This is a genomic window from Clostridium sp. (assembly GCF_036643715.1).
In the GTDB taxonomy this organism is placed as follows: Bacteria; Bacillota; Clostridia; order Clostridiales; family Clostridiaceae; genus Clostridium.
Window position 1 is genome coordinate 14877 of record NZ_JAVXRL010000008.1, and the last position, 14482, is coordinate 29358.

Consider the following 14482-nt stretch of genomic DNA (forward strand, 5'->3'; position numbering starts at 1 on the left):
GGGAAGATAGGTATGACAAATGAAAATATACTTCCTTTAATTCCTTTAAGAGGGATAACTATTTTTCCAAATATGGTTACTCATTTTGATGTAGGAAGGGAAAAATCAAAAAAGGCAGTTGAAGCTGCTATGGAAAATGGAGAGAAAATTTTCCTTGCAACACAAAAAAATGTAGAAATAGAAGATCCAAAGAAGAGTGATATAAGCAAGGTTGGTACAGTTTGCGACATAAAGCAAATTATTAAATTACCTGATGACGTTATAAGAGTTCTAGTTGAAGGTAAGGAAAGAGCCGTAATAAAGAAGTATCAAGCTAAAAGAAGCTACTTAGAAGTAGAATTAGAGAGAATTAAAGAAGATGAAATAAACGATGTTGAAATAGATGCATATATAAAATCTTTAAAAGAAAAATTTATAAACTTTATGAAAATTACAGGTGAAAATTCAAATGAAATAATTAAAGCTGTAGAACTTGATAATAAGATTTATGAGTTTATAGATATGGTAAGCAGCGTAGCTGTTGGAAAAGAAGAAGATAGACAAGAAATATTAGAAACAATAGATTTAAAGAAAAGACTTTCAAAATTATTAGTTATGATTGAAGAAGAAATAGAAATAGCTAAAATTCAAAAGAAAATAGCTGATAAAGTGAAAGAAAAGACTGACAAAAGTCAAAAGGAATATTTCTTAAGAGAACAAATGAAAGCAATTCAAGAAGAACTTGGTGAAGATGATGAAAGTAAGCTTGAAATAAAGAAATATGAAGATAAAATAAGTAAATCTAAGCTACCAAAAGAAGTTAGAGAAAAGGCAGAGTATGAGTTAAATAGACTTAGAAGCAATTCATCAAACTCAGAAGAAGGTGTTATTAAAAGCTATTTAGATTGGATTTTAGACATGCCTTGGAATAAGAGTAGCAAAGATACTATTAGTATAAAAAGTGCTGAAGAAGTATTAAAGAAAGAACATTATGGACTAGATGATGTTAAAGAAAGAATAATAGAATATATTGCAGTTAAACAAATGAGCAAAAGTATGAAAGGACCAATACTTTGTCTTGTTGGACCACCAGGAGTAGGTAAAACTTCAATAGCTAAGTCAATAGCAGAATCTATGAATAGAAAGTATGCTAGAATTGCACTTGGCGGTATGAAGGATGAATCTGAAATAAGAGGTCACAGAAAGACTTATGTTGGTGCAATACCAGGAAGAATTGCTTATGCGTTAAAAGAAACAAAAACAAAAAATCCATTAATATTATTTGATGAAATTGATAAAATTAGTTCAAACTATAAAGGTGATCCACAAGATGCTTTACTTGAAGTTTTAGATAGTGAACAAAATTTCAACTTTAGAGATAATTACTTAGAGTTACCAATAGATTTATCAAAGGTATTCTTTATAGCTACTGCAAATAGTTTAGATACTATTCCAAGAGCATTACTTGACAGAATGGAAGTTATTGAAGTGTCAGGCTATACTTATGAAGAAAAGTTCCAAATAGCGAAAAGATATTTATTACCTAAAGAACTAAAAGAACATAATATAAGCGAAGATAAAATTAAAGTAAGTGATAGTGCCTTAAAGGAAATAATAGAAGGATATACTAGAGAATCAGGTGTTAGAAGTCTAACTAGAGTATTAGCATCCTTGATTAGAAAAGCAATTACAGAAATGCTTAAAAATAATAAAGATTCAATAAGTATAAATTCTAAAAAAGTGGAGAACCTATTAGGTAAAAAAGTATTTAGTTATGACAAAATAGACAAAGATGATAAAATTGGTGTTGTAACTGGTATGGCATGGACTGCTTATGGTGGAGATACTCTACCTGTTGAGGCTATGGTTATGGATGGTACAGGAAAACTTCAATTAACAGGTCAACTTGGTGATGTTATGCAAGAGTCTGCTAAGGCAGCCTTTACGTATGTAAGAGCTAATGCTACTAAGTATGGTATTGATAATGAATTTTATAAGAATAAAGATGTTCATATTCATGTTCCTGAAGGTGCAGTACCAAAGGATGGTCCTTCAGCTGGTGTTACTATGGTAACAGCATTAGTATCAGCACTAGCAAAGAAGAAGGTTAGACATAATGTTGCTATGACTGGAGAAGTTACTTTAACTGGAAGAGTTCTACCTATTGGAGGATTAAAAGAAAAGTCACTTGCAGCGGTTAGAGCAGGAATAGATACGATTATAATTCCAAAAGAAAACGAAAAAGATGCAGATAAGATACCAGATTCAATTAAGAAGGGACTAAAGATAATAGTTGCAGAACAAATTGATACGGTACTAAATAACGCGATAATTGGAGAGGATACCCATGAGAATTAAACAATCAGAATTTATAATATCAGCAGTAAAGAAAGAACAATATCCAGTAGATGGAAGAGTGGAAATTGCTTTCGTTGGTAGATCAAATGTTGGTAAGAGTTCAATAATAAATGCTCTTACAAATAGAAAAAAATTAGCTAAGGTCAGTCAAACTCCAGGAAAAACTAGATTAATAAATTTCTTTTTAATAAATAATGATTTCCACCTTGTAGATTTACCAGGTTATGGATACGCTAAAGTATCTAAAACTGAGAAGGCAAGTTGGGGTGCAACTATAGAAAGATATTTAAATGGAAGAGAAGAACTAAAAAGAGTAGTACTTTTAGTTGATTCAAGACATAAGCCAACAGCAGACGATATCATGATGCATGAGTGGATAAAGCATTATGGATATGATGTAACTATCGTTGCTACAAAAAGCGATAAGTTATCAAATAATGCTTTAAGAAAAAGCGAAAAGATTATAAGGGATGCATTAGAGTTAAGTAGCGAAGATAAACTATACTTCTTCTCATCACTTAATAAAAAAGGTAGTGAGCAGTTAATAAACAATTTATTTGGAGATTTAGCTGAAGATACTGAATAATTAAAGAAAAAGACCTATCAAATTTAATCAAATTTGATAGGTCTTTTTTTATGAAAAAAAATTTGTAGAAGAGAATTATAATATGCAAAAAACAGTGTCAAATTATTTGGGAGAGAATAGTATATAGTATAAAAAGGAAATAAGTCAAGGAGGATTAATCTATGGAAATTAATGATATCCTACACGGATTCAATAATGACTCAGATTGTGACGATGACTGCATGGATAATGATTGCGGATTTGGCAATGATTGTGGATGCGGTAATAACGGTTGCGGCGGCGGTAATAACTGCGGCTGTGGAAACAATAATATATGTTTAATAATTTTATTATTAGTACTTTGTGGCGGATGTGGCTCACAAGGCGGAAATGGAGGATGTGGTAATATGGGAAATAATTGTTGTTGTTGTTGTTGTGAAAAACCTAAATTTAAAAAATGTACAGAAACTGTGTATGTTCCAGAATGCGGATATCCAGCTTATGGATACGGAAATGCTGGAATGGGTGGAAACTGTGGATTCGGAAATGAATCTTGGTGGATTATAATACTATTATTATTATTCTGTGGCGGAAACGGATTCGGCGGAAACTGCGGCGGATGTGGAAACTGCTAATAAAGTATAAGAAATATAATGAAATAGGAGGAATTTAGTATGTCTCACAAAAAATCAAGTTGTTGTAGTTGCTGTGATAGAACAGTTGTAGTTTCACCTCAACATCAAGGAAACTGCGGATGTGGAAATAATTCAATATGGATAATAATCTTATTATTATTATTCTGTTGTGGAAATGGAAATGGATTCGGTGGAAATTGTGGAAATAATGGTGGCTGTGGTAATGGCTGTGGTAATAATAGTTTCTTATGGATAATTATATTACTATGTTGTTTCTGTGGAAACGGAACTGGTTTCGGATTCTAATTTAAACAAATTAATCAATTTTAGTAATTGGTAGTTGTTGGAGGGCTTTATGCCCTCCAAAAAAAAGCTCTAAAATAATAACATAATTGATATAAATTACATACTATATAACTAGAATACTTTGTAGGAGAATGAATATGGCAAAGAAGAGACATAGAAATAGAGAAAATGAGTATGCAAACGGAAATGGCCAAGAACAATTTAACAATTTTGCAAACAATCCTTTTGGAATAGATCCTAATCAACTTATGAATATGCTCGGAAATGTAGATGGTGATAAACTGAAAAACATAATGGAATCAATGGATAAAGAGGGTATAGATTTAAATTCCTTTATGGCTCAAAATGGTATGAATACTGGCAATAATGGAATGAATCAAGGTAATCCTGGAATGAATAACAATGGAAACCAAGGTGCTGGGAATAATATGAATCCTATGGATATTTTAAAAAATATGGGGATGAATCAAGGGAATGCTGGAATGAACAATGGTAATCCTGGAATGAATGGTAATATGGGATCTATGGGCAATATGAACCCTATGGCTATACTTAGCCAACTTACACAAATGGGCAACTTTAATGGTCAAAATAAAAACAATAATAATAATGGCAATAACAATAATAACAGAAAGAATAATAAAAAAAATAAATATAATACTGGGGATGCAAATATGGATATGTTGCTTGCTGTAAGAGATTCGGTAGATTCTGAAAGAATTGAATTTGTAGATAAAATAATAGGCATGTATAAAAAAGGTGACTTAGATTAAAAAAAGTTGAATAAAAAAAATGAATGGTGTTAATAATATAATTGTACCGGAGAAATTATTCTCCTACATTTACACTAAATTATTATTTAGTGTAACAAACCCCCCATCCCCCTTTTAGGCCGCTTTAAGCGGCCTTTTAATTTGTACTAATATTCGAAATTTTAAAGCTTTCATTATTTATATTTGAAATATCTAAGATAATAATGAATGGAATTTTCTTAGAGGTTGATCTTTGTATTTTTTCAAATTTTAATATCATATTTATTTCATTTAAATTTCCATCATTATCAATAATATTATCATAGAAAAAAGCATCTTTAAAATTATATTCGAATGAATCTTTATCTAATTGCCAAAGTATAGATAAAGTGTCTTTATCAATATCTTCAGTAAATATATTTGGAAGTTCAGAAACTTCGTAATCAATAAGTATTAAATCTATAAATTTGACTGCATTAATATAACCCAAATCCAAAAAAGAATTATTAGATATGTTCGTTAGATCATTGTTTAGCAGCATGTAATTTTCAAATGAATCTTTTATATCTCTATGATTAAATGATTGTAACATAGGAGTTCTATTCATATTTGAGTCTATGATTCCTAAGACATCATTATTAGATGAAGTTTTTAGTGTGAATTTATTTTTTTCAAAAGAAAATAAATAATTTATAGGTTCATTATTCTTATACCCTTGTACAATAATTTCACTTTTATTATCACGGGAAATATTAGAAATTGCTACATTCATTGAATATGAATCTGATACGTCGGATAAATAATTTGATGAACTTAACGAGCTGAGTAAAATAGTATTTTCTAAAGTTGTTATTTGTACATCGCCCTTTCCTTTTGAAGTAATTATTTTTATTATTTCATTGATACCATCACCAGTTAAATCTGCAGCAAATTCATCTTGTAATTTTATTGGCGCGCTTGATTCTTTAATATCGAATTCAATTGACTTAGAACATAAAATAAGAATAGATATTAAAAAGATAAGAAAAATAATAAAAGATATTAAAACTGTTTTAAATTTAAAAGTAAATTTCATTTATCATAACCTCCTCAATAAAGTATATGAAACATATATAATTTAATGATAATATAGGCAAACTATAATAAAGGAGGAGTTACAAATGAAGAAAATAATAAGTTTAATTATGGTTACAGTAGTATTTTTCACTGTTGCAACTGGATGTGGTAAAAAAAATAAAGGCAATGAAGAAATAAGTTTATATTATAATACTGAAGATATAAAAACCTTCAATATCGCAAATGAAATAATAAATGAATTTGAAAAAGAATACGGAATAAAAGTAAATATTCATCCAGTTACAGATAATAAAGAAATAGAAAAAAATATAAACGAGGGAAAAGAGAATTCAGTACTTTTATTAGATGGTTATAATTTTACTAAATTCGCCAATAATAACTATTTAAGAGATCTTGGTTATTTATATAAAAGCAAGGATACTAGAGAAAAATTTTCATATATAACAAATATTTATGCTATATATAATAATAGGTATTATGGAATTGGTCTTATGCCATATTCTTTAGAGCTTATATATAATAACAGTTTACTAAAAGATGTAGGAATAACAGTTGAAGATAACAATATAAATGATTTATTTAAAAAGTTAAATGATAAAAATATAAAGATACCAACACATATAAAAAGTCAATATTCAAAAGAGGTGCTTTTAAGCGCATTAGTTGCTAATGATTCAATAATATATGATTTATATAAAATAAATAATGTAAATGATGTAGATAAAAAAATAGATGCAATAGAAAATGGCCAAGAAATTTTTAAAAGATTAAATGATCTTTATGTAAGTAATACTATAAGAGAAGATATGTTTATAGATGGCGGAGAAGAAGTAATTAAAGATTTTAATGACGGGAAATATCCAGCTATTTTAACAACAACATTAGCTGCTAACGGTATAAGAGATGGAAATGACATTGGGCTAGCTAATAAAATGCACTTATCTAACGATATGATAAATGCACCGGTAGGCGTTGATTTTATAGTATGTTCATCCGTTGGAAATAGCAAAGGAGACGAAGTAGATAAGTTTTTAAGGTTTTTATTAAGGTCTGAACCGTTTGAACTATTAAGTAAACAAAACTGTGTAACGGGTAATAAAATGGGAGATAGTAATCTCAAGGGTATACATATTAAGATGGCAAACAGTATACATGCGGCAGCGGAAATAAATATATTGTATATTGAATCAATAGCGCCTAATAAAGTCGAGAGAATTGATAAAGAGGTAAAGAATGTACTGAATGGCAAGTATGATGGGAATGAGTGGAATAGAGTTAAAGGAAAATAAAAAACTAGAAGCAGAATCCAAAATAACATGGATTACTGCTTCTAGTTAAAATTTTATTGACAATCCTTACAAAGACCATAGAAATAAGTTTGGTTAGATAAAACTTTATAATCAGAGTTTTGCTCTACTTCAGAATTTAAATGATCAAATGAAAGATTCATTAAATCATCAACTCTACCACAACTTATACATTGTATATGGGGATGAGAATCTGCGTTACCATCATATCTGAAGTTACCTTCGCCAACATTTAGTTCTTGAACTAAACCAACGTCTACAAGAGTTTTTAATGCTTTGTAAACAGTAGCTAAGCTCATTGTAGGAAAATCTTCCTGTATAGCTTTGTAAATTACTTCAGCAGATGGGTGCTCTGTAGTACTCATCAAATATTTGTAAACAGCAAGTCTTTGAGGGGTTAGCTTTAGTTTTTTTTCCTTAAAAATAGCTGTGATGTTATTCATAAATGACACTCCTTAACTTGTAATAATATTATTATATCGTTAATAATATATGAAGTCAATTGCTATCAATCAATTATTATAATTTATAAATAATTAGTATTGGTTAGACTGTAAAAAAATAAATAAAAAAATTTCTTGCTATATTTAAAAAACAATGTTAAAATATAAACAAAGTTGTTAATTGATTAACAAATTCCGTGTTCATTTCATTTTATTTTATATAGAGCAGAAAATCTGTTCTATATTTTTTTTGAACAATTTTAATAATAAGTGAATTTAATTTTAAAAGTGAAAGTTTAGTTGAATATGACGATTTAAAGTGCTAATATAAAAATATAAGAGAGTTTAATAAGGAGGCTAAAGTTATGGCTAAATATAAAATTGGAGACGAACTATTAATAGTAAACGATCCTACAAAAGAAAAACAAAGATTAAAAGAGTTAACTAAGTTAACTGTAGATGATGATTATGCTCAAATATCATGGGGTATTAAAATACTAAATGTAGAATATGATAAGCCTAATGTGACACTTACATACAGAAATATTAATGGAGAAACAAACAAGGTATTTGCAGTATGTAAAGACATTGAGAATTTTGATCAACAAAAGGTACTTGAAAAGGCTCTATTAAAGGCTTTCCAAAATGAAATAATAGATATTTCAGTTGGTAAAAATACAGGTATATTAAGATAAAAATTAGCCACATGTAGTACATGTGGCTTTTAAATTATAAAATTTTAAAAAAATACTTTATTTTACAGGAAAAATATTATATACTAGTGGTGTAATAATGGTTTCGTTTTCAAAAGGGTGGGGAGAAATTATGAGTAATTGTCCATTTTGGTCTTCAGATATTGAAGGGGTAAAGTGTAATTCTGAATGTCCAATGAAACAAGATTTAGAAAAAGAAGAAGAGTGTGTTTTCAAAGAATATTTGGATGAGACTAACTTAGGGTATGGTAACCTAGTAAATGTTAAAGGTTATAAAGACTTATAAAGATATTAAATGAGAATAACATAGAAGAACAACATTGATATTTTAGTATCAATGTTGTTCTTCTTTTATTATGAATAAAAGTTTGTTGCTGAATGTAGTAAAGTTTGTTTTAAAGACCAAAGATTATCAGATAAATCAACTGAATACTCATGTGGATTTTCAAATCTCAATACTTCAGGCCAAAGCTTTTCTGTTTCTAAATTAGAAAATTCTCTTATTTCCATAACTGATGGTGAATTATAAGTACAAGTTCCTTCATTAAATATTTTAACCATTAAATCCTTAACATAGTAGTTAGTTATAACTTTTTTCTTCCATGTATGGATAGGGTGGAATATAGTTAAAGGCATATTCTCATCTATAGTTTCATCGTGAAGCATAATTAAATCAGCAATAGCTTTATGAGAATCTTTATCGAAAATTCTTACTGTCTTTTTAAAGCCAGGGTTTGTTATCTTTTCGTTATTTTCGCTTATTTTTATTTTAGGAATTATCTTTCCATCCTTTTCAACTGCTACAAGTTTATAAACTCCACCAAAAACAGGTTCAGATTTAGCTGTTATAAGTCTTTCACCAACTCCAAAAGAGTCAATTGCAGCACCTTGTGATAATACATCTGTAATTATATATTCATCTAATGAATTAGAAACTACTATTTTACAGTCTGAATAACCAGCATCATCTAAAATCTTTCTACATTTTTTAGTTAAGTAAGTAATATCACCTGAATCTATTCTTATACCTGTTGGTCTCTTACCTAATGGTTTTAAAATTTCATTGAAAACTTTAATTGCATTTGGGATACCAGATTTTAATACGTTATATGTATCAATAAGAAGTAGGCAATTGTCAGGATAAACTTCTGCCCATGTTTTAAAGGCTTCATATTCAGTATCAAACAGTTGTATCCAACTATGAGCCATAGTCCCTACTGCTGGAATATCAAAACGTTGATCTGCAAGAGTACATGCTGTTGAATTACAACCACCTATCATTGCAGCTCTAGCACCATAAATAGCACCATCATATCCTTGAGCACGTCTTGAACCAAATTCCATAACTGTTCTTCCCTTAGCTGCTCTACATATTCTATTTGCTTTTGTTGCAATTAGAGTTTGATGGTTTATAGTTAAAAGAATCATAGTTTCAACAAATTGAGCTTGAACTACAGGTCCTTTAACAGTCACTAGGGGTTGATTTGGAAAGACTGGATTTCCTTCAGGGACAGCCCAAACATCACAGGAAAATTTGAAATTTTTAAGGTAATCTAAAAATCCTTCGCTGAAAATATCCTTAGATCTTAAATAGTTTATATCATCTTCTGTAAATTTAAGTGAACTTAAATATTCTACTAGCTGTTCAACGCCAGCCATAATACAATATCCGCCACCATCTGGAACTCTTCTGAAGTACATATCAAAATAAGCTATCTTATCTTCAATGTTTTTTTCAAAGTAACCATTTCCCATTGTTAGTTCATAGAAATCAACTAACATAGTAAGGTTTCTATTATCTTGAACATTAAAAGTCGTTATAGTGTCCATAAGTCAACTCCTCTAAAAAAATACTTAAACCTATTGTACAACTTAAACAGAATTATTACAATATAGTTATTCCCTATTAAATGTGGCAATAATCAAGAAGAAGGAGGGAATTATTTTGAAGTTAGATTTGTACCAGAAAGAAGCCGTAAAGGCTAAAGAAAGAAATATATTAGTTGTTGCAGCACCAGGTTCTGGTAAGACAACAGTAATAATAAATAGGATAAGATATTTAACTAAAGACCTTGGAGTTTTAAATAAGAATATTATTGTAATAACATTTACTAAAGCTGCTGCTTTAAATATGAAAGATAGGTATGTGAATACTTTTAATACAAATTCTTCACCGTTTTTTGGAACGTTTCATGGACTTTTTTATAAGATTCTACTTAGGGAAAATTACAATATAAGAATAATAGAATCATATAAAATACATAGACTTGTTGAAAGTGTTTTAAAAAAATATTTTGATGATATTAATGAAGATAAAATAAAGGAAGTAATAAATAATATATCATTATTTAAAAATTCAAGAGTGACTTTAGGAGAATTTAAGCCATCTTTAACTAAAGAGATATTTGAAGATTGTTATACTACATATATTAATTATTGCGAAGAAAATGGTTATTGGGACTTTGATGATTTAGCAGTTAAAGTATTAGATTTATTTAACGAAAATAAAAGACTGAGAGATGGGTATAGAGGGTTATTTAAATATATATTGGTTGATGAGTTTCAAGATTGTGATGAGCTTCAAATAGAATTTTTAAATATGATGAATGAAGAGGATAACTCATTATTTGCGGTAGGGGATGAGGACCAATGCATATATTCATTTAGAGGATCTAGACCAGAATATATGGTAACTTTCTCAAAGATTTTTAAAGATAGTAAGAAATATTATTTATCAAAAAATTATAGAAGTTCATCTAACATTATAGATGGAGCTAAAAATGTTATAGAGTACAACAAAAAGAGAAATGAAAAAGAAATAATAGCGCATAAAGAGGAAGATGGAATTGTAAAAATTATGGCTCCTTACGATGAAAAAATTCAAGGTGAACAAATCGTAGATGAAATAAAATCATTAAAAAAGAATGGCTACAATTATAATGATAATATTGTTTTATATAGAACTAATATGGAGGCTATGACTTTTATTGATGTATTTACTAGAAAAAGAATTCCATTTACTTTACTTGATAAAGAATACAATTTCTTTGAGCATTTTATATGTAAAGATATTTTAACGTACTTAAAGCTTGCTATAGATCCTAATGATAGAAGTGCATTTATTAAAATAATTAATAAACCCTTTAGATATGTAAGTAAAAACAATGTTGAATATGTAAGATATTTTAGGGAGGATAAAGATCCTTTCCAAATTTTAATGGATAAAAAGGATACTCCACCATTTCAAATAAAGAAATTAGATGATTTAAGAAAAGATATAAATTATTTATCTAAACTTAGTTTAAATAGTGCGATACAGTTTATAATAAGTGACTTAGGATATTTAGATCATTTAAAGGAATATTGCGATAAGTTTAATCAAAGTATTGATGATTTAGAAGAAATATTAGAAGAATTTAAAATATCAGCTAGTGAATATAGAACTATAATTGATTTCTTTGCACATATTGAAGAAGTTAAAGAAGAAATTGAGAATTCTAAAAATAAAAAAGACGAAGATAGAGTTATTTTAAGCACTGTTCATAGAGTTAAAGGAATGGAATTTAAAAATGTATTTGTAGTTAATTGTAATGAGGATACAATGCCTCATGCATCAGCAGGAGAAGAGAACTTAGAAGAGGAAAGAAGATTATTCTACGTTGCTATTACAAGATCTATAGATAATCTTTATATTTTAGCACCAAAAACTAAAGGTGGTAAATTTAAGGAAGCATCAAGATTCATAAAAGAAACAGCATTTGTATCAGATGAAGGAATGTCTAAAGAATTTAAAAAGGGTACGACTGTATATCATAATGGAAGACAAGAGCAAGGAATTGTTGAGGAGTGTCAAGGAGATAGGGTTAGAGTATTGTTTGGAGATGGAATTAGTAGAACATTCTCTCTAAAAGTGCTTTTAGAACGTAATTTAATTATGATCATACAATAATTAAGTAGATAATTTTATAAAATATCAAATTTAAATGTTAAAAGATGATATACTTATACTAGTTATGTTTAAAATTATTTACAATTAATCATTTTAAATTAAAGTTTAATTCTAGGAGGTACGGGGAATGATTGATTTTAGAGAAGAAGCAAATAAAATAAAAAAAGATTTAATTGATATAAGAAGAGATATTCATATGCATCCAGAAGTAGGTTTTGAAGAAGTTAGAACTTCAAATCTTATAAAGAATTTTTTAGAGGTTCAAGGAATTGATTATAAAAGTGTAGCAGGCACTGGAATTTGTGGAATAATAAAAGGAACTAAAGAAGGAAAAGGTAAGACTATAGCAATAAGAGCTGATATGGATGCCCTTCCAATTCAAGATAATAAAGTTTGTGAATATAAATCTACAGTAAAAGGTAAAATGCATGCTTGTGGTCACGATGGTCACACAACAATATTACTTGGAGTTTCTAAAATACTTAATGAAAATAAACACTTATTTAGTGGAAATGTAAAATTATTATTTGAACCAGCAGAAGAGACAACAGGTGGGGCAAGTGTAATGATAAGTGAAGGTGTTTTAGAAAATCCGAGTGTAGATAAAGTTATTGGATTACATGTTTCAGAAGATGTAGAGTGTGGAAAAATAAAGATTAAAAATGGAGTTGTAAATGCAGCTTCAAATCCATACAAAATTAATATTAAGGGAAGTGGCGGACATGGTGCTGCACCTAGCGCAACAGTAGACCCAATAGTTATTGGAGCAAATGTTGTAAGCACACTTCAAACAATAGTGAGTAGGGAAATATCAGCTGTAAACCCAGCTGTTGTAACTGTTGGTACATTCCATGGCGGTACAGCTCAAAATATAATTCCAGAAGAAGTTGAAATTTCAGGTATTATAAGAACAATGACAGTTGAAGATAGAGAATTTGCATGCAGAAGAGTTACAGAAATAGCAGAAGGAATTGCAACAGTAGGAAGAGGTAGCGCTAAAGTTTTAATAGAAGAGAGTTACCCTTGCTTAACAAACAATGACGATTGTGTATCTTTAATTAGAAATGCTGCAAATAAAATTCTAGGAGAAGAGAATGTATTAGAGCAAAAGGCTCCAAGCATGGGAGTTGAAAGTTTTGCATACTTTGCAATGGAAAGACCAGCAGCATTTTATTTCCTAGGAACTTCAAATAAAGATAAGGGAACAAATAAATCTGCACATAGCAGTTTGTTTGATATAGACGAGGATGCACTACCTTTAGGAGTAGCAATTCAATGTCAAGCAGCCTTTGACTATTTGACAATGGAGTAAATAAATATTACTCTAGAGTAATGTATAGAAATAATTAGATGATTAAATGAGAAAATAATTCACTAAAGAAGTTTAAAATAATAGGAGTGATTAAATAGTGAGAATAGAAATAGGCGCAAACGAAGCAGGCCAGAGATTAGATAAATTCCTTAGAAAATTACTTAAGGACGTACCACTAAGTGCTATATTTAAAGCATTAAGAAAAGGTGATGTTAGAGTAAATGGAAAAAAACAAAAAGAAAAATATGCACTTGAAATTAATGACGTAATAGAAATAAAATATCTTCAAAGCCAAAAGATGACAGAGAAGAAAGTTGATACTTTTATAAAAGTTGATGCATGTGGTTTAAAGTCAGTATATGAAGATAATAATCTATTAGTAGTTGAAAAGTGGCCTGGTGTTTTAGTACATCCAGATACAAATAAGAAGATACCAACACTTACTGATTATGTTTTATCATATTTAAATGAAAAGGGAGATTATATTCCTGAAGAGGAAATAACATTTACTCCAGCTCCATGTAACAGACTAGATAGAAATACATCAGGAGTAGTTATGTTTGGTAAGAACTTTGAAAGTTTGAGAGAACTTAATGAAATAATTAGAGAAGGAAAAGTAAAGAAATACTACATGGCTCTAGTTAAAGGAAGAATTAAGGATGGCTTATATAAAGGTTACATATTAAAGAATGAAGAAGCTAATATATCAAGAATATTTGATAAAAAAGTTAAAGATTCAAAAGAAATATCAATGGAAGTTAAAACTTTAGAAAGTGATGGAGCATTCTCACTTTTAGAAATTGATTTAATAACAGGAAGAAGTCATCAAATTAGAGCACACTTATCACATTTAGGTAATCCTATAGTAGGAGATTCTAAGTATGGTGATAAAGTACTAAATTCACACTTCTTCAACAAGTATGGTTTAGACTATCAATTTTTATATGCATATAAATTGAACTTTAAGAATACAGATGGAAAGCTTGAATATTTAAAGAATAAAGTTATAACTCAAGCATTACCACCAATATTTAAAAAGATTAAGTACGATACATTTAAAATTAGATTATAGTTAGGGGATTTAAC

At 28.9% G+C, this 14482-nt stretch carries 14 protein-coding genes; 11 read left to right on the top strand and 3 right to left on the bottom strand.

All coding sequences use genetic code 11. The features are described 5' to 3' along the window. Positions 1 to 12: 12 nt before the first annotated feature. The 5 genes from lon to RSF37_RS04000 all read left to right on the top strand — a co-directional run bounded on the left by lon (position 13) and on the right by RSF37_RS04000 (position 4616). Positions 13 to 2337, top strand: a complete 2325-nt coding sequence (lon, locus tag RSF37_RS03980) for an endopeptidase La (RefSeq protein ID WP_332563097.1) — start codon at positions 13 to 15, stop codon at positions 2335 to 2337. Then, positions 2327 to 2923, top strand: coding sequence for a ribosome biogenesis GTP-binding protein YihA/YsxC (yihA, locus tag RSF37_RS03985; RefSeq protein ID WP_332563098.1), 597 nt, complete (start codon positions 2327 to 2329; stop codon positions 2921 to 2923). Before lon ends, yihA begins: the two co-directional genes overlap by 11 nt. Positions 2924 to 3084: 161 nt before the next feature. Continuing rightward, positions 3085 to 3537: a hypothetical protein gene (locus RSF37_RS03990; protein ID WP_332563099.1), complete on the top strand. Its 453-nt coding sequence runs from the start codon at positions 3085 to 3087 to the stop codon at positions 3535 to 3537. A 39-nt stretch (positions 3538 to 3576) separates the two neighbouring features. After that, positions 3577 to 3843 (top strand): hypothetical protein, encoded by a 267-nt coding sequence (locus RSF37_RS03995; protein WP_332563100.1) that lies wholly within the window; start codon positions 3577 to 3579, stop codon positions 3841 to 3843. 137 nt (positions 3844 to 3980) lie between these two features. After that, positions 3981 to 4616, top strand: coding sequence for a hypothetical protein (locus RSF37_RS04000; RefSeq protein ID WP_332563101.1), 636 nt, complete (start codon positions 3981 to 3983; stop codon positions 4614 to 4616). Positions 4617 to 4752: 136 nt separating this feature from the next. Here the strand turns inward: RSF37_RS04000 and RSF37_RS04005 are convergent, their stop codons facing one another. Next, positions 4753 to 5670, bottom strand: coding sequence for a hypothetical protein (locus RSF37_RS04005; RefSeq protein WP_332563102.1), 918 nt, complete (start codon positions 5668 to 5670; stop codon positions 4753 to 4755). Between the two features lie 85 nt (positions 5671 to 5755). Here RSF37_RS04005 and RSF37_RS04010 point away from each other — a divergent pair, with 85 nt between their 5' ends. Continuing rightward, on the top strand, positions 5756 to 6961 hold the full coding sequence (locus RSF37_RS04010; RefSeq protein ID WP_332563103.1) for an ABC transporter substrate-binding protein: 1206 nt from the start codon (positions 5756 to 5758) through the stop codon (positions 6959 to 6961). 53 nt (positions 6962 to 7014) lie between these two features. Here the strand turns inward: RSF37_RS04010 and RSF37_RS04015 are convergent, their stop codons facing one another. Continuing rightward, positions 7015 to 7422, bottom strand: a complete 408-nt coding sequence (locus RSF37_RS04015) for a Fur family transcriptional regulator (protein ID WP_332563104.1) — start codon at positions 7420 to 7422, stop codon at positions 7015 to 7017. A 365-nt stretch (positions 7423 to 7787) separates the two neighbouring features. Here RSF37_RS04015 and RSF37_RS04020 point away from each other — a divergent pair, with 365 nt between their 5' ends. Both RSF37_RS04020 and RSF37_RS04025 read left to right on the top strand, forming a co-directional pair. After that, complete coding sequence (locus RSF37_RS04020; RefSeq protein ID WP_332563105.1) at positions 7788 to 8117, top strand: hypothetical protein; 330 nt, start codon at positions 7788 to 7790, stop codon at positions 8115 to 8117. Between the two features lie 130 nt (positions 8118 to 8247). Continuing rightward, complete coding sequence (locus tag RSF37_RS04025) at positions 8248 to 8421, top strand: hypothetical protein (RefSeq protein WP_332563106.1); 174 nt, start codon at positions 8248 to 8250, stop codon at positions 8419 to 8421. A gap of 68 nt (positions 8422 to 8489) precedes the next feature. Here the strand turns inward: RSF37_RS04025 and RSF37_RS04030 are convergent, their stop codons facing one another. Beyond that, positions 8490 to 9965: a nicotinate phosphoribosyltransferase gene (locus RSF37_RS04030; RefSeq protein WP_332563107.1), complete on the bottom strand. Its 1476-nt coding sequence runs from the start codon at positions 9963 to 9965 to the stop codon at positions 8490 to 8492. 112 nt (positions 9966 to 10077) lie between these two features. Between RSF37_RS04030 and RSF37_RS04035 the strand changes: the two genes are divergently transcribed. The 3 genes from RSF37_RS04035 (at position 10078) to RSF37_RS04045 (ending at position 14468) form a co-directional block, all read left to right on the top strand. After that, the gene (locus tag RSF37_RS04035; protein WP_442878703.1) at positions 10078 to 12084 is read left to right on the top strand and encodes an ATP-dependent helicase; all 2007 of its coding nucleotides are present in this window, start codon (positions 10078 to 10080) and stop codon (positions 12082 to 12084) included. A gap of 127 nt (positions 12085 to 12211) precedes the next feature. Continuing rightward, a complete protein-coding gene (locus RSF37_RS04040) occupies positions 12212 to 13396 on the top strand; it encodes a M20 metallopeptidase family protein (protein WP_332563108.1) in 1185 nt (394 codons plus the stop codon). Between the two features lie 97 nt (positions 13397 to 13493). Continuing rightward, positions 13494 to 14468, top strand: a complete 975-nt coding sequence (locus tag RSF37_RS04045; protein ID WP_332563109.1) for an RluA family pseudouridine synthase — start codon at positions 13494 to 13496, stop codon at positions 14466 to 14468. Positions 14469 to 14482 lie beyond the last annotated feature (14 nt).

Excerpts from the sequence above, each read along its gene's own strand:
- lon (WP_332563097.1), top strand. The coding sequence starts at position 13 with ATGACAAATGAAAATATACTTCCTTTAATTCCTTTAAGAGGGATAACT.
- yihA (WP_332563098.1), top strand. The coding sequence starts at position 2,327 with ATGAGAATTAAACAATCAGAATTTATAATATCAGCAGTAAAGAAAGAA.
- RSF37_RS03990 (WP_332563099.1), top strand. The coding sequence starts at position 3,085 with ATGGAAATTAATGATATCCTACACGGATTCAATAATGACTCAGATTGT.
- RSF37_RS03995 (WP_332563100.1), top strand. The coding sequence starts at position 3,577 with ATGTCTCACAAAAAATCAAGTTGTTGTAGTTGCTGTGATAGAACAGTT.
- RSF37_RS04000 (WP_332563101.1), top strand. The coding sequence starts at position 3,981 with ATGGCAAAGAAGAGACATAGAAATAGAGAAAATGAGTATGCAAACGGA.
- RSF37_RS04005 (WP_332563102.1), bottom strand. The coding sequence starts at position 5,670 with ATGAAATTTACTTTTAAATTTAAAACAGTTTTAATATCTTTTATTATT.
- RSF37_RS04010 (WP_332563103.1), top strand. The coding sequence starts at position 5,756 with ATGAAGAAAATAATAAGTTTAATTATGGTTACAGTAGTATTTTTCACT.
- RSF37_RS04015 (WP_332563104.1), bottom strand. The coding sequence starts at position 7,422 with ATGAATAACATCACAGCTATTTTTAAGGAAAAAAAACTAAAGCTAACC.
- RSF37_RS04020 (WP_332563105.1), top strand. The coding sequence starts at position 7,788 with ATGGCTAAATATAAAATTGGAGACGAACTATTAATAGTAAACGATCCT.
- RSF37_RS04025 (WP_332563106.1), top strand. The coding sequence starts at position 8,248 with ATGAGTAATTGTCCATTTTGGTCTTCAGATATTGAAGGGGTAAAGTGT.
- RSF37_RS04030 (WP_332563107.1), bottom strand. The coding sequence starts at position 9,965 with ATGGACACTATAACGACTTTTAATGTTCAAGATAATAGAAACCTTACT.
- RSF37_RS04040 (WP_332563108.1), top strand. The coding sequence starts at position 12,212 with ATGATTGATTTTAGAGAAGAAGCAAATAAAATAAAAAAAGATTTAATT.